At 72.3% G+C, this 19966-nt stretch carries 12 protein-coding genes; 7 read left to right on the top strand and 5 right to left on the bottom strand.

The window, feature by feature from the left end; all coding sequences use genetic code 11:
• Positions 1-73: 73 nt before the first annotated feature.
• From ACFUUZ_RS04120 to ACFUUZ_RS04110, 3 genes are read right to left on the bottom strand one after another with little or no spacing between them, the layout of a single operon-like run.
• Positions 74-889, bottom strand: a complete 816-nt coding sequence (locus tag ACFUUZ_RS04120) for a CPBP family intramembrane glutamic endopeptidase (RefSeq protein WP_378692358.1) — start codon at positions 887-889, stop codon at positions 74-76.
• A gap of 10 nt (positions 890-899) precedes the next feature.
• A complete protein-coding gene (locus tag ACFUUZ_RS04115) occupies positions 900-1850 on the bottom strand; it encodes an RluA family pseudouridine synthase (protein WP_378692356.1) in 951 nt (316 codons plus the stop codon).
• An 18-nt stretch (positions 1851-1868) separates the two neighbouring features.
• A complete protein-coding gene (locus ACFUUZ_RS04110) occupies positions 1869-2297 on the bottom strand; it encodes a TIGR03667 family PPOX class F420-dependent oxidoreductase (protein ID WP_378692354.1) in 429 nt (142 codons plus the stop codon).
• Positions 2298-2500: 203 nt separating this feature from the next.
• On the opposite strand from ACFUUZ_RS04110, the gene ACFUUZ_RS04105 reads away from it, so the two are divergent.
• The 7 genes from ACFUUZ_RS04105 to ACFUUZ_RS04075 all read left to right on the top strand — a co-directional run bounded on the left by ACFUUZ_RS04105 (position 2501) and on the right by ACFUUZ_RS04075 (position 16700).
• A complete protein-coding gene (locus tag ACFUUZ_RS04105; RefSeq protein WP_378692352.1) occupies positions 2501-3430 on the top strand; it encodes an FHA domain-containing protein in 930 nt (309 codons plus the stop codon).
• Positions 3427-5946, top strand: a complete 2520-nt coding sequence (locus tag ACFUUZ_RS04100) for a DUF4407 domain-containing protein (RefSeq protein ID WP_378692350.1) — start codon at positions 3427-3429, stop codon at positions 5944-5946. The genes ACFUUZ_RS04105 and ACFUUZ_RS04100 overlap by 4 nt, the downstream gene beginning before the upstream one ends.
• A gap of 6 nt (positions 5947-5952) precedes the next feature.
• Positions 5953-7287: an FHA domain-containing protein gene (locus tag ACFUUZ_RS04095; RefSeq protein ID WP_378692348.1), complete on the top strand. Its 1335-nt coding sequence runs from the start codon at positions 5953-5955 to the stop codon at positions 7285-7287.
• 392 nt (positions 7288-7679) lie between these two features.
• Positions 7680-8963 carry a SidA/IucD/PvdA family monooxygenase gene (locus ACFUUZ_RS04090; RefSeq protein ID WP_378692346.1) on the top strand — a complete coding sequence of 428 codons (1284 nt, stop codon included), beginning with the start codon at positions 7680-7682 and terminating at the stop codon, positions 8961-8963.
• Between the two features lie 42 nt (positions 8964-9005).
• Positions 9006-9947, top strand: coding sequence for a methionyl-tRNA formyltransferase (locus ACFUUZ_RS04085; protein ID WP_378692344.1), 942 nt, complete (start codon positions 9006-9008; stop codon positions 9945-9947).
• A 13-nt stretch (positions 9948-9960) separates the two neighbouring features.
• Complete coding sequence (locus ACFUUZ_RS04080; RefSeq protein ID WP_378692342.1) at positions 9961-15672, top strand: amino acid adenylation domain-containing protein; 5712 nt, start codon at positions 9961-9963, stop codon at positions 15670-15672.
• 44 nt (positions 15673-15716) lie between these two features.
• Positions 15717-16700 carry an ABC transporter substrate-binding protein gene (locus ACFUUZ_RS04075; protein WP_378692341.1) on the top strand — a complete coding sequence of 328 codons (984 nt, stop codon included), beginning with the start codon at positions 15717-15719 and terminating at the stop codon, positions 16698-16700.
• A 4-nt stretch (positions 16701-16704) separates the two neighbouring features.
• On the opposite strand, the gene ACFUUZ_RS04070 is transcribed toward ACFUUZ_RS04075, so the two are convergent.
• A complete protein-coding gene (locus ACFUUZ_RS04070) occupies positions 16705-17610 on the bottom strand; it encodes an ABC transporter substrate-binding protein (RefSeq protein ID WP_378692339.1) in 906 nt (301 codons plus the stop codon).
• A gap of 76 nt (positions 17611-17686) precedes the next feature.
• Entirely contained in the window at positions 17687-19717 is a 2031-nt protein-coding gene (locus ACFUUZ_RS04065) for a M13 family metallopeptidase (RefSeq protein WP_378692336.1), read from the bottom strand.
• Positions 19718-19966: the final 249 nt, after the last annotated feature.

The raw sequence follows: 19966 nt of genomic DNA, 5'->3' as shown, positions 1-19966 counted from the left end.
ACGTATGTGTGATCGGGCCGAGAGTAGTCCGTAGCGACTTTCCGGTCAACGCGTGGCGGGTGTGGCGAAAGAGTCAGGCGATGCTGGTCTGCCAGACCAGGGCGGCCGCGAGCGCTCCGGCTCCGTTCACCGACCAGTGCAGCGCGATGGGGGCGAGCAGGCTGCCGCTGCGTCGGCGTAGCCAGGTGAACACGACGCCTGCCGAGCCGGTGACGACCACCGCGAGGACGATGCCGAGCACCTGCCCGAGCCAGCCGCCGCCGAGCACCGCCCCGAGCCCGGCGTTGCCGCTGGTGAGCCCGAAGGAGGAGGCGATGTGCCAGAGCCCGAAGAGCAGCGAGCCGGTGAAGAAGACGCCGCGTGCGCCGTAGACCCGGTCGAGGGTGCCGTGCAGCACGCCGCGGAAGGCCAGCTCCTCGGGGATGGCGGTCTGCAGCGGGATGACGATCATGGAGGCGATGAGTGCGCCGGAGATGGTGGCGTATCGATCGGCGAGGAAGAACGGACGGGTCATGGGGAGCGCGGCGCCGATGGCGACGACGGTGAGCACCAGGGCGACGGCGCCGACGGCGTAGAGCGTGCCGCGTCGCCAGTGTCGCGGTGAGAGCCCCAGCTCGTGCCACCCGAGTCCGCGCCTGCGCATGAGCGCCAGCAGCACGACCGCGGCCACCGGGACGCTGATCACATTGGCCCAGGCGGTGGTGAAGTGCGCGATGAGATTGGTGCAGGCCAGCACGACGACGACGACGGCGACGTCGAGGTAGGCGTGCACGCGGTGCCGCGGCTCGGGGTCGGGGACGTTCGGGGCCGCGGGGCCGCTCACGCCCTGATCCGGTTCATGCACCGGGCCCAGTGTACGGACGCTACCTGAGTGCGAGGAAAGAGCCATCGATCAGCGCTTACCCCGCTGAACGGGTTCCAATTCCGGCCCAGCCCGCCAGGTCGTCCCAGGCCTGCAACCGCCGGGTGGTGCGGAATTCCCGCTCCGCGCCGCTGATCGGATCGGTGAACGCCAGCCGGGCGGCGAGCAGCTGTAGCGGGCGGGTGAAGTCGTCGATCGGTTTGTCGGTGAGCTGGGGGTAGAAGTCGTCGCCGAGGATCGGCACCCCGAGGCTGTGCATGTGCAGGCGCAGCTGGTGGGTGCGGCCGGTGTGCGGGCGCAGGCGGTAGCGGGCGAGTCCGTCGCGGTGTTCGAGCAGCTCCACCTCGGTCCGCGCGTTCGGCTCGCCGGGTACCTCGAAAGCGGGCAGGATGTGCTTTTCCTTGACGATCCGACTCGTCACCGTGCGGGGAAGCGTTAGTTTCGGGTCGTAGCGCGCGATGGCCTCGTACTCCTTGCGGACCTCGCGGCGGTGGAAGAGCGTCTGGTAGGTACCGCGGCGGGCCGGATTCGCCACGAAGAGGACGAGCCCGGCGGTGGTCCGGTCCAGTCGGTGGGCGGGGATCAGCTCGGGGAGGTCGAGGTCGCGGCGGAGCCGGACCAGGGCGGTCTCCAGGATGTGTCGCCCGCGCGGGATGGTGGCCAGGAAGTGCGGTTTGTCCACCACCAGGAGGTCGTCGTCGCGGTGCACGACGGTGATGTCGAAGGGGACCGGCGTCTCGTCGGGCAGGTCGCGGTGGAACCAGACGGCGCCGCCGGGAACGTAGGGGGCATCCGGTGCCAGCGGGCCGTCCAGGTCGACGATGGCCCCCGCGGCCAGCATCTCGTCGATCCGGGCCGCGGGCACGCGCGGCAACCGCTCCACCAGGTGATCGCGGATGGTGGCCCAGCCGCCGTCCTCGGGCAGCCGGAGCCGGGCCGGGTCGAGCCCGTGCCGCTTGGGCAGCGGCGGCTGCTGGCGCCGTCTCACCGGCCCGACCCTAGCCGGTCAGAATCCGCGCAGCCGGTCCGGGACGATGCGGATCGTCGCCGAGTAGGTAGCGGCGAACTCTTCTCCGGAGATACCAAGGCTCGCCAGCCCCTCCCGGTACTTGGCGAGCAGCGCGTCGGTCTCGGCGTCCGCGGGCGGCACCTCCTCGATGTGCGCGGTCCCGGTGAGGACGACGACGTCACCGCCGGTGCTGGTGCTGTTCAGGTGCAGCGAGACCCGCGGGTTGCGCCGGATATTGCGGACCTTGGCCTGGTCCGGCTTGCTGAAGATCAGCACGGTGCCGTCGGACCAGAGGAACCACACGGGGTTCGGCTGCGGGGTGTTGCTGGGGCCGACGGTGGTGAGCCAGACGATCTGATCGGAGTCGAGGCGCTCGGCGACGCGTGCGCCGAACTCGGTGTCGGTGTCGACGACGGAGGAGGTCATCTCCGGGTCAACAGCTGTGCACACCGGGGGAATTCCGAAAGTTCGGGACAAATGCGTATCCACCGAAGGATCGAGAGATAGCACGAAACGGGAAACGGGGAAAGCAGTACACGCCCAGCTATCTGTCGGTTGTTCGGTCGACTAATACTCGCGGGCACATCCAGCAGAATCGGGCCGATGGGGCCGGAATGTCGTGCGCGGGCGTGCTGCCGTACCGGAGCGCACCGGAGTTCGAGAAGACGATGAAGAATCTTTCCGTAGTACTGGAGCGGGGCCGTGCATGGTGGGCGGTCCGCCGCACCGCCGAAAAGACCGTGATCATCGCGGTGGTCGGCACCTTCGGCGCGGCGACGGTCGCGACCGGGAGCGCTATCCAGGGCTTTCTCCTGACATTGGTGCTGCTCGCGGTCCTGGCGGCGATCGGGGCGCTGGTGCGGAATCAGCTCGGTTTCCGGCACGGTCGGAATCCGACGCTCCTCGTCGAGCGGGCCGCCGATCGGCTGGACGGGCTGTTCCGCGGCCGAGGCGGGCGGGACCGAATTCCGAATATCGCCGTCGTGGTGTTCAACAGCGCGGATCTTCGCGCGCTGGAGGCGCAGGTCGGCTTGGACGAGGTAGCGGCCGAACTCACCGACCACTACCGGACCCTCGCTCGGCGCCATGTCGCGATTGCGGCCGATTCCGACGCACCGCTGGAGATTTTCGTGGAGGCAGACCCCGAGCAACCATCCGGCCGCTGCGAGATCCGCGACTTCGACAGTTACCTCCCTGCCGCTCCGCGCCACGGTGCCGCCATTCCGCCACCGACGCGGTCGTTCGCCCCCGGCCACGATGGTGTGCCCGCGCTTCGTCTGACGACGGACGGCCGGGTCGTGAAGACCACGGCGTCCCGGGCGACGGTGGGGCGCTCCGCGCGCGCCGATCTGCAGATCGTCGAGGACGATCTCTCCGTTTCCCGCATCCACGCGGTCTTCACGTACGGCGACGGCGACTGGTGGATGGCGCGCTGCGGTGCGAATCCCATTCTGGTGAACGGCGTCGCGCTCACCGGGTGGCAGGTTGTCCGCGACAGCGACCTCATCACCTGGAGCGATGTGCCGGAACCCCTCGAATCCCAGGTGCGATTGTCATGACTGCAGACGACCGGCCGAGTGGCCTCCGATCGATGTGGGTGCGGCTGCTGCTGTGGCCGACCGGCGTCGACCGGGCCGAGCTCGACGACGGCCACGGCCGCAGGCGCTATTTGGCGGCGGGCGCGCTGGTGTATCTCACCGCGCTCGCCGCCTTCGCCGCGATGACCATCGCCCAAGTGGTCATTTTCGGGCCGTTCCACCCCGGCTACCTGATCGCGTCGACCGTCTGGGCGCTGATCGTGCTGAGCATCGACGTGTGGATCACCTCCACGATCGACTACGGGCGGCTGGAACCGGACCAAAAGCAGGCGCGCGGCGCCAAGTTCCTGGCCTTCTTCGGCCGCCTGGTGATGAGTGCCGTGATCGGCATTCTGATCGCGGAGCCGATCCTGCTCCTCGCCTTCGACCAGGAGGTGCGGGTCGCGGTGGAGAAGATCCACAGCCGGGAGGCGGGAGAGGTCGCCGAGCGGGTGACCGGGCGGGCCGAGTTCACGCGCCGGAAGGAGGATCTGGAGCGCGCCTTCGGGGTCGGCGTGCCCCGCGACCCGGCCTCGGCCATCGCGCGGTACGACGCGGCGAAGGACAAAAAGGACAAGGCCTTCGCGGCCTGGCAGTGCGAGCACGCCGGGACCTGCGGGACCATGGCGGCGGGGTACGGCACCGAGGAGCGGCGGCTGTACGGAGTCTTCGAGAACGCGTTGACCGAACTAGCGGCCGAGGAACAGGCGCTGGCCGCCGCCGAGATCACCTACAACACCGGCAAGGCCCAGCTCGATCGGGACATCCAGGAGGCGGTGGTCGACGAGACCGCGACCATCGACGACAACTGGGGTCTGCTGATTCGGGAGCAAGCGCTGCACGAGGTGGAGTCGGAGAGCTCTCGCGCCATGATGGCCGCCTGGCTGCTCCGGGCCGCGCTCATGCTGGTCGACCTGATGCCGCTGTTGATCAAGACCTTCTCCTCCCGGACGCCGTACGAGCAGCGTGTCAGGGCCCGGACGATCACCGACTACTTCGGCATCGAGACCCAGGCCAGGGAGCAGGCCGAACACCGGATGACGTTGATTCGCAGGGGGCACGCGCTCGATCTCGCCGACGCCGATCACCAGCGCCGCATCACCGACGCCGTGGCGAGTGCGATGGCGAAGGCGGCGTCCAACGCGGCGGTGAAGCAGGTGGGAGGCGCCGATATCGAAGGTCTGATCCGGGACCATCTCGGGGACGCACTGATCCGGCTGAGCCCTGAGGCGCCGAGCGGGGTGCGCGTGGCGCGCCGTTCCGGCAAACCGGCCGTGACGTCGAGGGGCGGTCATCACCGCAGGTCCGGTGGGCCGGAGGCGCCGACGATCCACCCCGATCGGCTGCGCGCGCCTGCGCCGCCGTTCCGCACCGACCCGGGGCGCGACCCGGGCCCACGCACCGCGCCGTTCCCCTTCCTGCTAGGTGACCGCTGGCTGGTGGAGAGCACCCTCGACGCGCGCGACCGGCGGCGCCGATCGGATGCCACGCTCTACCTGGCGCGGGACAACTCGGGGGAGTTCGACGGCGAATTCGTGGTGAAGCTGCTGCACAACGTGGTCGACGCCGAGGGCAATCCGATGGGTGCGGCGCGGAAGGAGGCTGAGTTCCGCGGCATCGAGAACGAGCATTGGGCGCCGATCTACGACGCCAAGGCCGACCGGACCGGGTTCTTCGTGGTGACCCGCCGCTACCCGGACACCCTGCTCGGGCTGGCCCAGCGCCGCCCGCTCACCCTGGCTGAGACCTGGCGGTTCGCCGACCAGTTGCTCCGCGGGTTGATCGCGGCGTGGGCGATTCCCCGGATCCACCTCGACATCAAGCCGAGCAATATCGCGATCGACGAGGAGGGGGTGGTGAAGATCTTCGACTGGGGCATCTCGAAGGATCCGGACACCTCGACCGGGGATACCAGCGGCGGCCCGTCCTACACCACGCACTACGCCCCGCCGGAACAGATCGCGCGCGCCGGGAACTGGGTGCACGAGAACGCGGATCTCCGCGCCTTCGCGGCGACCTGGTACTGGATGCTCACCGGCGTGCCACCGCTGCAGGCGGAGGCGCTGGAGGCGCGGGTCGTCACGCCGACCGGCCGGATCGACAATGAGAGCGGGTACATCGCCTTCCTCCGCACGGCGCGGCCGCGCCCCGCCGGGGTGCTGGTGCCCGGTATCCCGGGAGAACTGGGCCAGGCGCTGAGTCAGTGGCTCGACCCGGTTCCGGAGAACCGGAACCCCGGGGATCGAGCAAGCTATGCGGAGCGATTGCTCGGCCGGATGCACCGGATCGGGGAGGCAATCCGGGATTCCGAGACCGACGGGATGCGAGTTGGCGCGGCGAAGTCCGAGCACCTCAACGACGGCGCGAGCGACGATTCGCCGCCGTACCGCGGGAGTGAGCCGACGGTACTGGTGCCCGGCGAGCAGCCGACCTATCGCACGCGGCTGTCGCACAGCGACTTCGACGGCCCGACGACGCTGTCGCGGCGGAACCGGTGACACCGGATGAGTGAGGCGGCGGCGGGCGGCCCGGATCTGTTCGCCCTCGCGCTCCTGGTCGTGCTCGTCGTGGCGGTTGTGCCGGTGGTGATCGCGATCCGAGGGCCGCGGCGCGGTGCGGCTCCCGCGCCGCCGCCGGAGTGCGAGCCGCCCGCGCTCCCTCTGGTCCGGCAGCCGGAGCTGAGCGCGCCCGCCGGTGACCTCACCGATCCGATCTTCGAAACGATGCCGCTGCTCGTCCCCCGAATCCGCCGGGACCGCGCCGCGCTGCCCGCCGCCTCGCCCGCAGTGCCGGACGCGCCGCACGCCGCCTGGCTGATCCCCCTGGCGACCGAGCCTGCCGCCCCGCTGCCGCTCGCGAAGACGACCATGACGTTGGGGCGCGACCGCTCCAGGGACATCGTGCTCGGCCACGCGACCGTCAGCCGCGAGCACGCGACGGTGGCGCGCCGCGCGGACAGTACGTGGTGGCTCACCGGGCATCGGACCACCAACGGCACCTTCGTCGAGGGGGAGCTGCTGACGCCGGAGGAACCCAGGCAGCTGCTGACCGGTGACCGGGTCCAGCTGGGCGACCTCGACCTCGTCTTCCATGCCGCGGGTGGGCTCGGCGCGGCTGTCCGGCCGTGTGCGGTCGCCTTCGATGCCGCAGGCGCCACCTCGGTCGGCGGGCGCGAGTCCAACCACGACGTGTACGTTATCCGTCGCAGCTGGCTGGCGATCGCCGACGGAATGGGCAAGGACGGCCGCGGCGCGCTGGCCGCAAAGGTCATTGACGACGCACTGCGCTCGGAGGAGATCACCAGCACCCCGCTGACCGATGCGATCGCCCGGATCAACACCACGCTCTACGAGACGCCGCTCCGCGATCGGCAGCTGCTTCCGGCGATTGGCAGCACGCTCGACATCGCCCGCATCGAGCCCGGCGGCACCGTGGCGGGCGTCCACATCGGGGACGGGAGCGTCTTCCTGCGCACCGCGCGAGGCGAGGTGGTCGTGCTAACCAGTCCGCACACCGCGGGGGATCGGTGGGAGGCAGGCTCCGGCGAGCAGGTATCTCACCGGCTGACCCGCGGTGTCGGCTTCGAATCGACGGTGCAGCCCGATCTCTGGCAGCAGCCGGGAGTGCCGGGCGACCGCTACCTACTGGCCACGGACGGTCTGCTGGATGCCTTCGGGTCCGGTGGCAGGCAGCGGGTGGCGACCGCGCTGCGCGAGTCCGCCGCACAGTCGCCGCGGGAACTCGTCGACCACCTGATGGCGGCGATGGGCCGGCGGGGTCCCGGCGACAACGTCACGGTGATCGTGGCCGACGTGGTCGTGGACGCGGCGGGCGAATAGCGTCGCGGCAGGCGCAGAAGTGCCTAATTTCGGGGAAAAGTCGGGCAGAGATGCTGCGCCGACACCCGCCCCCGTCCTAGCGTCCCCTACGCGCACGCGGCACCGGGTGGGACGTCCCCGGTGCCGGGTGCGTGCGACCTACAGGGGGAACAATGGCCGGCGCGCCGACATGATCGAACTGGGCTGGACGATCGCCATCGGTTTGCCACTGGTGGTCCTGATCTCGGTGATCCTGTGGCCGTCGGGAGGCCCCTGACCCCGAACGGGCCGAAAAACCAAGATCACCGCGCGTAGGTGTGCCGTACCCGTCGGCTTCACCCCGGACGCTTGGCACCGCCCAGCAACATAAGGTAAGGCTAAGCAGACCGGGTTTCGAGCGTTGGGAGTATCCGGTGAACAGACTTCTCGTGGTCGGAGCCGGACCGAAGGCCATGGCCGTGGCGGCCAAGGCGCACGTGCTCAGGCAGCTCGGGCTGCCCGCCCCGCAGGTGACGGTGGTGGAGGCGCACGCCGTGGGCGGCAACTGGCTCCCGGGCGGCGGCTGGACCGACGGCAGGCACCGGCTCGGCACCAGCCCGGAGAAGGACATCGGCTTCCCATACCACTCCACCTGGGCGCGCGGCCACAACCGGGCGATCAACGAGGCCATGCACGGATTCAGCTGGACCGCCTTCCTGATCGACCGCGGTGACTACGCCGAGTGGGTCGATCGCGGCAGGCCGAGCCCGCACCACTACGTCTGGGCCAAGTACCTGCAGTGGGTGGCGCGGCGCTCGGAGGTCGAGGTGGTGCTCGGCACGGTCACCGAGGTCGCGGCGGCGGCGGACGGGTGGCTGGTCACCGTGCGCGACGCGGACGGGACGCACGCTCAGCTGGACGCGGACGGGCTGATGATCACCGGGCCGGGGAAGAGCGGGCGGGCGCTGGCCGAGCATCCGAAGATGCTGAGCGTCGCGGACTTCTGGGAGTTGGCGGGGAGGCGGGCGCTGCCGCCGTCGTCGCGGGCCGCGGTGATCGGCGGGGGTGAGACGGCGGGCTCGGCGATGGACGAGCTGGTCAGGCACGACGTGCTCACGGTGTCGGTGATCTCGCCCGCGGCCACCATCTATACCCGCGGTGAGAGCTACTTCGAGAACTCGCTCTACTCCGACCCGACGAAGTGGCGGGCGCTGAGCGTCGCGGAGCGGCGGGACGTGGTGCGCCGGACGGACCGCGGCGTCTTCTCGGTGCGGGTGCAGGAGACGCTGCTCGGCGACAACCGGGTGCACCACCTGCAGGGCCGGGTGGTGCGGGTGGCCGACCACGGCGACGGCATCGCGCTCACGCTGCGCAACGAGCGCCGCCCGGACCAGACGCACGCCTTCGACCTGGTGGTGGACGCCACCGGCGGGCAGCCGCTGTGGTTCACCGAGCTGTTCGACGCCGACGCGGCGGACCTGCTGGAGCTCGCGGTCGGCGGGCCGGTGACGCAACCTCGGCTGGAAGCGGCAATCGCGCACGACCTCTCGGTGAGCGGGCTTGGTGCCAAGCTGTACCTGCCGAATCTGGCGGGGCTGTCGCAAGGCCCCGGGTTCCCCAATCTGAGCTGCCTGGGCGAGCTTTCGGACCGGGTGCTCGCCTCCGCGTCGGCCCGGGCCTCGGCCCCGGCCCGGGTCGCGGCCCGGGTAAGCGAATAGGCTAGGCTTGCCTTACTTATTGTCGATGGCGAGGTTCGGTTCATGCGTATCGTGTCGTTCGGTTTCCAGACCTGGGGCCGCCGCACCCTGCAAGCACTGATCGATTCGGAGCACGAGGTGGTCCTCGCGGTCACCCACCCGGCCAGCGAGCACGCCTACAAGGGCATTTTCTCCGACTCGGTCGAGGAGCTGGCCCGCGAGCACGGCATCCCGGTGCACCTCACCGAGCAGGCCGACGCGGAGACCATCGACCTGGTCAAGCAGGCCGAGCCGGACGTCATCGTGGTGAACAGCTGGTACACCTGGATGCCCGCCGAGCTGTACGCGATGCCGCCGCACGGCACGCTCAACCTGCACGATTCGCTGCTGCCGCGGTTCACCGGCTTCTCCCCGGTGCTGTGGGCGCTGATCAGCGGCGAGTCCGAGTTCGGGCTGACCGTGCACCGGATGGACGAGCAGCTGGACACCGGCGACATCCTGGTGCAGCACCGGCTGCCGATCCCGGCAGGCGCCACCGGGACCGAGCTGGTCGAGGCGGGCATGGAGCTGATCCCCGGCGCGGTGCACGAGGCGCTGGCCGCGCTGGCGAATGGCACCGCGGAGTGGACGCCGCAGCGCAAGGAGGAGCGCACCTACTTCCACAAGCGCTCGGAGCGGGACAGCCTCATCGACTGGAGCTGGGAGGCCGTTGATCTGGAGCGGTTCGTGCGCGCGCTCTCCGCGCCGTACCCGCGGGCCTTCGCGTACTACCGCGGGGAGCGGGTCGAGGTGCTGGCGGCGAAGGTCTCCGAGGCGCGGTACGGCGGGACCGCGGGGCGGGTCATCGTGCAGGAGGGCGGGGGTGCCGTGGTCTGCGGGCCGAACCCGATCCGCGGGAAGAACCACGGGCTGGTGATCACCAGCGTGCGCACCGCCGACGGGATCGAGCACACCGGCGCCGAGTTCTTCCGCCGCGGCGGCTATCTCACCGATTCACCTGCCTGAGCGGAGCTCCGCCGTGTCGATCCTCGCCGATCTCGCCGTCCCCGCCGTGGCAGGCGGGCCGCGCAGGCCGCTGGCCGACGGGCGGCGGCGGGCGCTCTTCCTGCAGACCAGGGACCCGGAGGACACCGCGCTGAATGTCGCGGTGGGGTACCGGGTGGACGGGCCGCTCGACCCGGAGCGGTTGCGGGCCGCGTTGGCCCTGGTCGCGGCGGAGCACGAGATTCTGCGCACCACCTACGGTTTCGATGCGGAGGGGCAGCCGTTCGACGAGGTGCGGGCGGATATCGCGCCGAGTTGGCAGGTGCACGATGTCGCCGAGCTGCCGGAGGCGAGCCGGGCGCGCCGGGTCGAGGTGCTGGTCGGGCGGGAGCTCGGGCGGCCGTTCGACCTGAGCGGCGAAGCACCGCTGCGGGTCACGCTGATTCGGACCGGCGAGACGGAATACGTGCTGGCCCTGGTGGCGCACACGATCGCGTGGGACGAGGAGTCGGCGGGCGTCTTCGGCGCCGCGCTCGGCGCCGCCTACAGCGCCGTCGGCGGGGAGCAGGCCGCGGGCGATGCTCCGGATCTCGCGGGCCTCGACCGGGTGCCGAGGCTCCCGGGTGTGACCGCGGACGAGCCGAGCGAGGCGGACCTCGAGTTCTGGCGGGCGACGCTGACTCCGCTGCCCGACCCCGCCGAACTGCCCGCCAAGCCGGTCAACGGCCCGGCCCGCCGAGTCCGGCGGGTCACCCGCAGGCTCCCCGCCGGGCTGCTCAACCGGGTGCCGGACACCGAGACCGGCCACCCCGACCCGGCCTTCGGCGTACTCGGCGCCGCCTTCGCCGCACTGCTGCACCGCTACACCGCCGCCACCGACCTGCTGGTCGCGGTGCCGGTGAGCGGCCGCGGCCCCACCGACCTGCTCGGCTACTTCGGCAATACCGTCCTGCTGCGCGCCACGGTGGACTCCGCCGCGCCCTTCGCCGAGCTGGCGGCCGGTTTCAGCGCCGCGGCGAGTGCGGCGTTCGCGCACGCCCACGTCGGGATCGATCACGTGGTGCGGGTGCTGAACCCGCGGCGCGCGGGCGCGGCGGACGGGCTGGACCGCCTGGTGCGCATCGCGTTCGGCGTGCGCTCCGCCGACCCCGGTTTCGCGCTGGGCGCGGCGAACGCCGTCCCGCTGGAGCTGGGCAACCGCACCGCGGCGGTGCCGCTGCGGATCGACGTGATCCGGGACGGCGCGGACGCGCGGGTGCAGGCGGAGTACCGGGACGGCCGCTTCGACGACGGGCTGATCGCGCAGCTGCTCACGCACTACCTCCGGCTGCTCGCCGACGCGGTGACCGCCCCGGAGCGGCCGGTGGGCGAGCTGGACCTGCTCGGTCCGGAGGAGCGCGAGCGGCTGCGCGCGCAGTCGCACGGCGAGCTGGTCCCGACGCCGCCGAGCACGCTGGTCGCGCTCTTCGAGCACCGGGTGCGGCAGGCGCCCGCGGCCCCCGCGCTGCTGGTGCCCGGCCGCGACCACGACCGCACCATCGCCTACGCCGAACTCGACCGCAGGGCGAACCGCCTGGCCCGCGAGCTGGTCGCGCGCGGGGCGGGCGCCGACGACCTGGTCGCGCTGCGGCTGGCGACCTCGGTGGAGTACGTGGTCGCGGTGCTCGCGGTGCTCAAGGCGGGCGCCGCCTACCTGCCCATCGACCCCGCGTACCCGCAGGCCAGGATCGACTATGTACTGGCCGACGCCGCGCCCCGGCTGGTCCTGGACCGGGAGTCGCTGGCCGCGGCCGAGCGGGCCGCCGCCGCGCTGCCCGCCGCGCCGCTCACCGATGCCGACCGGGTGCGCCCGCTGCGCCCGGCGAACCTGGCCTACGTCATCTACACCTCGGGCTCCACCGGGCAGCCCAAGGGGGTCCCGGTGGCGCACGCGGCGATCGCGGAGCACCTGGACGGCTTCTGCGCGGAGTGGGGGATGACCGCCGACGACCGGCTGCTGCAGTCTTCCTCGATCGGCTTCGACGCCTCGCTGCTGGACATCTTCGTGACCTTCACGGTCGGCGCCTGCCTGGTGGTGCCGGAGCCGGACGCGCTGCGCGACCTCGCCTACACCGCCGAGGTCATCGCGCGCTGCCGGGTCACCGTGCTGCACATGGTCCCCTCGACGCTGAGCACGCTGCTGCTGCTCCCCGAGGTCAGCGACTGGCGCGCGCTGCGCCGGGTGCCGGTGGGCGGGGAGGCGCTGCTCGGCGAGGTCGCGGACCGGTTCGCCGCGGTCTTCGACGCGGAGCTGCGCAACCACTACGGCCCCACCGAGGCGGTGGTCTGCGCCACGCACCAGGTGGTGGCGGGGCCGCAGGGGGCGGGCATCGTGCCGATCGGGGTGCCGAACCGGAACGTGCACGTGCACCTGCTCGACCACCGGTTGCAGCCGGTGCCCGCGGGGGTGCTCGGCGAGATCTACCTGGGCGGGGCGCAGCTGGCGCGCGGCTACCTGAACCGGGCCGGGCTCGCGGCCGAGCGCTTCGTCGCCGACCCGTTCCTGGCGGGCGGGCGGCTCTACCGCACCGGCGACCTGGCCCGGCGGAACCCGCGCGGGGAGATCGAGTTCGTCGGGCGCGCCGACGACCAGGTGAAGGTGCGCGGGCACCGGATCGAGCTGGGCGAGGTGCAGGCCGCGATCGCGGCGCACCCGGCGGTGGGGCACTGTGCCGTCGTCGCGGTGCACGACCCGGCGCGCGGGACCGCGCTCGCCGCCTACCTGGTGCCCGCGGGCAACGGGCTGGTGCTCGACCCGGAGCAGGTGCGGGCCACGGCGGCCGCGAGCCTGCCGGAGTACATGCTGCCCGCCAGTTTCACCGTGCTGGAGCGGATTCCGCTCACCGAGCACGGCAAGCTGGACCGGGCCGCGCTGCCCGCGCCCGCGGCGGCGAGCTCGCCGGTCTCCCGGGAGCCGGCGACCGGCACCGAGATCCGGTTGGCGGCGCTCTTCGCCGAGATCTTCGGCGCGGAGCGGGTCGGGGCCGACGATTCCTTCTTCGAGCTGGGCGGGCACTCGCTGCTGGCCGGGCGGCTGGTGGCGCTGATCCGGGCGGAGTTCGGGGTCGTGGTCGATGTGCGGGCGCCGTTCGACACGCCGACGGTGGCCGGGTTGGCCGCCGCCATCGAGGCGGCGCCGGTGACCACGTCGTCGCTGCCCGCGCCGGCCAGGCAGGTGCACAGGCCGGAGCGGGCGCCGCTCTCCCTCGCGCAGGAGGCGCGCTGGCGCGCGGCCTTCCCGGCCGGGCGGGCGGAGTTGCCGCTCGTCGACCCTGTCGAGCAGGCGGAACTGCCGCTCGCTGAGCCTGGCGAGCTGCCGCTCGCTGAGCCGGCCGAGCTGCCGCTCGTCGAGGTGGCCGAGAGCGGGCCCGCGGACGACGGCGCGGCGCGCCGTGCTGCCGAGCCGCTGGGTTCGGCGCGAGCCGGCTGTAGAGCGAGCGCGACACCGGCCGAGCTCGTGTCGGGAGGCGGATCACGCGGGGAGCAGCTCTCCGGGGTGTCCTTCGCGGTTCGCTTCGACGGCCCGCTGGACCGGGCGGCGCTGGTCGGAGCGGTCCGGGACACGCTTGCCAGGCACGAGATCCTGCGCACCCGGTTCACGCCGGGCGCGCGGGGAATGCCGGTGCCGCAACGGATTCCGGCCGAGGAGATCGAGATCCCGGTGCGCACGATGGGCTCGGCTGCCGCGCTGAACACTGCGGTGGCCGAGGCCGCCGCTGCGGTCCCGGATCCGATGGCCGGGCCGGGCATCAGGCCGGTGCTGCTGACCACCGACGCCGAGACGCACGTGCTGGTGCTGGCCGCGCACCAACTGGTGGCCGACCACTGGTCGTTCCGCCCGGTGCTGCGCGACCTTGCCCCCGCCTACCGCGCCAGGCTGCGCGGCGACACCGCGCACCGCCCGCTGCCCGAGCTGAGCTTCACCGACTACGCGCTCTGGCAGCGCGCCGCCGCGGGCCAGTTGCAGGCGCAGGCGGAGTACTGGCGCACCGCGCTGGCAGGGTTGCCCGCTGCGGCCCACATCGCCACCGACCTGCCGCGCCGCGAGCCGGGGTCGGCCCAGGGCGAAACCAGTACGCACATAGCGCGATTCACCGTGGAGCCGGTGCTGCGCGGACGGCTGCGCGCGCTCGCCGAGGCCGCGGGCGCCTCGGAGTTCATGCTGTACCAGGCCGCGGCCGCGATCCTGCTGCACCAGCACGGCGCGGGCACCGATATCGCGCTCGGCGCCGGCATCGCCGGGCGCACCGACCCTGCGCTCGCCGACCTGGTCGGCCCGGTGGCGAACACCCTGGTGCTGCGCACCGACCTGACCGGCGACCCCACCCCGCGCACGGTGCTGCACCGCTCCAGGGCTACCGCGCTCGCCGCCTACGGCAACCAGGACGTCCCGCTGGAGTGCGTGCCGGGCGCGGCCGAGACCTTCGCCGCCACCCTCGACTTCCGCGAGCAGGACTGGTCCGCCGACGCCCGCTTCGGCGCGGAGATCGCCACCGCGGTGCTTCCGCTCCCCGCCGACCCGGCGCCGCGCGATATCGGTATCGCCTTCCACTGCGCGCAGGACGGCGGCTTCGACGCGGCGATCACGGTGCGCGCGGACCTCTTCCGGCCCGCGTCGGCCGAGCTCTTCGCCCGCAGGGCGCTGCGGCTGCTCACCGCCTTCGTCGACACCCCCGACCGGCCGCTGAGCCTGCTCGGCGTCGGCGACGGCGCGGAGCGCGAGCGGGTGCTGCGCGAGTGGTCGACCGGGGTCGAGCAGCCGTTCGGCCCGCCCGCGACGGGGTTGCTGTGGCGGGGGCGCATGTTCCCCGGGCAGCGTCCGGCGCTGCGCTGCGGCGCCGAGACCCTGGACTATCAGACGCTCTTCCACCGTATCGACGAGCTGACCGACGCGGTCCCCGGCACCGGGACGACGGCCGCCGACATCGTCCGGCTGCTGGTGGCCTTCGACGCCGCCGCGCAGGCCGACACCCCGATCACCCTGGCGACCGGCTGCACCGGCACCGGCCGGATCGTGGTGCCGCCCGCTGCGGTCGCCGCCGCGGTGGCCGACCGCCGCGCCGTGGTCACCGACTGCGCGCCGGGCAGCACCGACCGGGCCCGCGGCGCGGTCGACGTGCGGCTGGTGGTCGCGCCCGCGCCGACGGTGGCGGTGCTGGTGGAGGTGCTGGCCGGGCTGATGGACGGCGCCACCGTCGTGGTCGCCGAACCCCGCCGCGCGGCGGCCTTCCTCGATGCCGAGCGGGTCACGCACGTGGTCGCCGCGGCGGGTGCGGTGCTCGGCCCGCACGGCGCGCTGCGGGACGGCCCGAACCGTTGGGCCGAGGTCCGCCGCTGGGACCTGTGGGGCGAGGGCGGCCCGCGCGACTCCGAGTGCGCGCGGCTCGCCTTCGACACCCCGGCCGAGTTCCCCTGCCGCGCGGCGGGCACCGTCGGCTACGTGCCCGCGGTGACGGCGGGCGCGGTGGCGCGCGGGCCGGTGGACGGCAGCGGGCGGGTGCGCCCGATCCCCGGCGCCAGGGTGTACGTGCTGGATCCGCAGGGGCAGCCGTGCGCGCCCGGCGTGCCGGGGACGGTCTACGTGGGCGGTGCCGCGCTCGGCGTGGGGGCGGGTGTGGAGGACGACCCGTTCGAGCCGGGGGAGCGGCGCTACCGCACCGGCGATACCGCGCACTGGACCGTCGACGGCTGGCTCAGATTCGCTTAGCCTAACCTTTGCAGAACGCACGAACGATCTCGAGGAGCTGACTGATGTCGTCGACAACGAGGAGCCGCGGCCCCGCCGCCAGGCTCGGCCTCGCCCTGCTCGCGCTCGGGGTGGCGCTCGGCGCGGTCGCCTGCGGTAGCTCCGATGAGTCCGGCGGCGGCGACGGCGCGGTGACCATTACGCACAGCTACGGCGACACCGCGGTCGAGGGCACCCCGGAGCGCATCGTCGCGCTGGGCAACCAGTGGCTCGACTCCACCCAGGCCTTCGGCATCACCCCGGTCGGCTACGCCGACACCATCGCCGCCACCACCGGTGCCACGGTGCCGTGGGAGCCGGAGTCGCTGCAGCAGTCGACCAAGCTGACCGCGGGCGGCGACCTGGCCGAGCAGATCGCCGGGCTGGAGCCGGACCTCATCCTGGTGCCGACCTACCTGGTCGACAAGGCCATGTACGACAAGCTTTCCAAGCTGGCCCCGACCATCGGCGCGGTCACCGCGGACCGGCAGATCGACAACTGGACCGACCAGGTGACCGCGCTCGGCAAGGTCCTCGGCCGGGAGGGCGACGCGCAGGGCATCATCGACGGCGTCGACGCGAAGATCGACGCGACCAAGGCGAAGTACCCCAACCTGAACGGCAAGACCTTCCTCACCTGCCTGCTCTCCGGGCCTGCCCAGCTCATGGTGCTGGCCGACCCCGAGGACGGCTCCTCGGCGCTGTTCCAGCAGCTGGGGATGTCCATTCCGCAGCAGATCGTCGACGAGGCGCCCGCGGGCGGCAGGCTCGCGCTCTCCCCGGAGCGGCTCGGCGACCTGACCTCCGACATGCTGCTGTGCGGCGCGCTGCCCGCCTTCCAGGAGAGTTTCAAGCAGCTGCCCGGCTACTCGGAGCTGCCGTCGGTGCAGGCCGGCGGGATCGCCTTCGTCGACATGCTGACGATCACCGCGGTCAACACACCGACTCCGCTGAGCACCCCGTACGTGCTGGACAAGCTGGCGCCCACCTTCGAGGCGCTGAACAAGTAGCGGCTCAGCCCGCGGCCCGCCGCAGCGCCGGTTCCAGGCGCTGCAGCAGGAAGGGGACGGAGAGCGCCGTCGGGTACTCCAGCCCGGCCAGCTCGACCGGGTCGAGCAGCACCGCGGTGTCGTTCCGCGCGGCGCCGAGTTCGCCGTAACCCGGCAGCGCCGTGGCGTCGAGGCCGGCGCGGGGGGAGTGGGCGAGGACGAGGAGGTCGGCGTCCAGCTCGGCGAGCCGGTCCACCGGGAGGACCGCCCGGCCCTGGTCGGCGGGGAGCCCCGCGAGGGTGTCGGGGAGCCGCATGCCGAGGCGGGTGAAGAGCGCCAAGGCGGGTGCGGCCGGGTCGGTCACCGCGATGAGCTGGCCGGGTCCGGCGAGCCAGGCCACCGCGACGGTGCGGCCGGGTGCGGATGCCCGCTCGATCCCGCGGTCCACCGCCGCGATGACCTCCGCCGCCGCGTCCGGCTCGCGCAGCACCGCGCCGAGTGCGCGCACCTGGTCGCGCCAGTCCCCGACCGGCCCCGCGGTCAGCGCGGGGATGGTCGGCGCGATCGCGGTCAGCTCCAGGTAGGTGCTCGGCGCGGCGGCCGGGCCCTCCAGCAGGATCAGCTCCGGCCGCAGCTCCTTGACCTGGTAGCCCAGCGGTTTCGCCGGGTCGACGGCGGTGGTCGAGCCGGTGGTCGGCCGCCACGGCGGTGCCGTTCCCGCGGGATCGGCGAGCAGGCCGACCGGCGTCACGCCCATGGCGATCGTCGCGTCCGTCCACTGCGCGCCCAGCGCCACCACCCGCGCCGGTGTCCGCTCGACCACGGTCTCGCCCTGGGCGTGCGGCACCGTCACCGCCCGATCGGCGCTCCGCTCCGGCAGCTGGCACCCGGCCAGCAGCAGCACGGCCGCCGCCAGCACCGCGATCCGCACCCGCGCCTCCCTCCATTCCGGGCGGGGTGCCCGGTGACCTCGTCCGCACGCGCCGCGGTCTGCTCCACTGCCGAGCTCAGAGCAGGCTGACCCGCTGGTCCTCCGGCAGGAACTGCTTGTCGCCGTCCCGCACCTCGAAGGTCTGGTAGTACTCCGCGACATTGCGCACCACCTGGTTGCAGCGGAACTCGCCGGGGGAGTGGTTCCCCTGCAGCGACCGGACCGCCGCCGCCTCGGTGAGCTTCTCCCGCCAGTTGCGCGCCCAGGAGAAGAACATGGTGCGGTAGTCCGGCTGCTGCCCGGCGCGCTCGGCGGCCAGGCGGTAGGCGGCGAAGGCGATCTGCAGCCCGCGCACATCGGCCAGGTTCTCGCCGACGGTGAGCTCGCCGTTCACGTGCTGCTCCGGCGCCAGCCCCTCCGGGACCAGCACGTCGTACTGCGCGACCAGCTGCGCGGTCTTGGCCTCGAAGGCGGCCAGGTCCTCCGGGGTCCACCAGTCGCGCAGGTTGCCGTCGCCGTCGTACTTGGAGCCCTGGTCGTCGAAGCCGTGGCCGATCTCGTGGCCGATGGTGGAGCCGACCGCGCCGTAGTTCACCGCGTCCGCCGCGTCCTTGTCGAAGAACGGCGGCTGCAGGTAGGCGGCGGGGAAGGCGATCTGGTTGGTGGTGGCCGAGTAGTAGGCGTTCACCGTCTGCGGCGACATCGCCCACTCGCTCTTGTCCACCGGCGTGCCGAGCCGGTCGAAGGCCCGCTTCACCTCGAAGGTGTTCACCGCGAGCAGCGACTCGATGAGCTTGCCCCGGGTGATCGTCAGCCCCGAGTAGTCGACCCACTTGTCCGGGTAGCCGATCTTGGTGTCGATCTTGTCCAGCTTGGCCAGCGCCTCCCGCCTGGTCGGCTCCGACATCCAGGACGAGTTCGTGAAGTTCTCCCGGTAGGCCGCCATCAGGTCGTCGACCATGACCAGCGCGCGCTCCTTGGCCTCGGCCGGGAAGTGCTTCGCCACGTACAGCTTGCCGAGCTGCTCGCCGAGGTTGGAGTCGACGACGCCGACCGCCGACTTCCACATCTCCGGCTTCTGCTCCAACCCGCTGAGCTGCTTGCCGAAGAAGTCGAAGCGGGCGTCGGCGATGGCGGCGGGCAGGAAGCGGGCGTAGGCCTGGATGACGCTCATCTTGAGGTACTCGCGCCAGATCGCGATGTCCACCTCGGCCCAGAGCGCACCGGCCGCGGTCACGAACGAGGGCTGCCCGACCACGACCTTCTCGAAGAGCGACTTCGGCCGGTCGGTGTTCCCGGCCAGCCACGGCTCCCAGTCGAACTGCGGCGCGAGCGCGGTCAGCTCGGCCCAGGTCATGAGGTTGTAGGTGGCGTCGGTGTCGCGCAGCCGGATGCGGTCCCAGTGCGCGGCGGCGATCCGCTTCTCCAGGTCGACCTGGCGCTGCGCCAGCCCGGCCGGGTCGGGCAGCCCGGCGCCCGCGGCGGCCTTCTCCAGGTAGAGCTGGTAGCCGGCCAGGTCCTCGGCGAACTCCGGCTTGTCGTAGTACTGCTCGTCCAGGCCGAGCCCGGACTGCCCGATGCTCGGGATGTACTGGGTGGAATTCTTCCGGTCGATGCCGATGCCGAGCCCGATCAGCCCGCCGATCGGCAGCGTGGCCATCACCTTCGCCAGCTCCGGCTTGCCCGGCGCCCCGTCGATCTGCGCGAACATCCCGGCCAGCGGGGTCATCCCCAGCCGCTCGATCTCGGCCAGGTCCAGCCTGGCGTCGTAGAGGTCGCGGATCTGCTGCGCCTCCGAGCCCGGCTCCGGGTCCGAGATGGCCTCGATGAGCTCGCGCAGCTGCAGCTCGGTGCGCTCGGTCGCCTCGGTGATCGCGCCGACCTGCGCCTTGTCCGGCGGCAGCTGGAATTCGCGCAGCCAGCGACCGTTGACGTGCCGGTACAGGTCGTCCTGCGGGCGGATCGCCTCGTCCGCGCCGCCCATGTCGACGCCGGTCAGCCGCACCGGCTCGGTATCGTTCGCGCAGGACGCCAGGTAGACGGCCGCGGGCACGAGGCCGAGCGCGGCCAGGAATGCGCGCCGGTCCAACCGGCCGGATGCAGTCACCAGGATTCCCCTATCCGATGCGGTGCGGGCCGCATCCCGTCGTTCCGCGCCCGACCGGCGCATACTCACTGGCGCCGAGGCTACCGGTATCGCCCGGCGGCGACGACGGGCGCGGAGTTCGCGCGCGCGACCCCCCGATTTCGGCCGGTCCGGGTGTTCCCATACACTAGACCGGTTGCCTGCGGAGGCCGTGCCCCCGCAATTCGGCAGTGAACCCCCAGCGGCGGCTCCGGAGTCCCGGAGAAACCA

Origin of the sequence: Nocardia sp. NPDC057353 (genome assembly GCF_042667085.1) — a bacterium.
Lineage (GTDB): Bacteria > Actinomycetota > Actinomycetes > Mycobacteriales > Mycobacteriaceae > Nocardia.
The sequence above is the reverse complement of the archived record's forward strand: the minus strand, read 5'-3'. Positions and strand labels throughout refer to the sequence as shown.

Coding starts and splice junctions, on each gene's coding strand:
- ACFUUZ_RS04075 (WP_378692341.1), top strand. CDS start 15,717: ATGTCGTCGACAACGAGGAGCCGCGGCCCCGCCGCCAGGCTCGGCCTC.
- ACFUUZ_RS04100 (WP_378692350.1), top strand. CDS start 3,427: ATGACTGCAGACGACCGGCCGAGTGGCCTCCGATCGATGTGGGTGCGG.
- ACFUUZ_RS04110 (WP_378692354.1), bottom strand. CDS start 2,297: ATGACCTCCTCCGTCGTCGACACCGACACCGAGTTCGGCGCACGCGTC.
- ACFUUZ_RS04095 (WP_378692348.1), top strand. CDS start 5,953: ATGAGTGAGGCGGCGGCGGGCGGCCCGGATCTGTTCGCCCTCGCGCTC.
- ACFUUZ_RS04120 (WP_378692358.1), bottom strand. CDS start 889: ATGGCTCTTTCCTCGCACTCAGGTAGCGTCCGTACACTGGGCCCGGTG.
- ACFUUZ_RS04085 (WP_378692344.1), top strand. CDS start 9,006: ATGCGTATCGTGTCGTTCGGTTTCCAGACCTGGGGCCGCCGCACCCTG.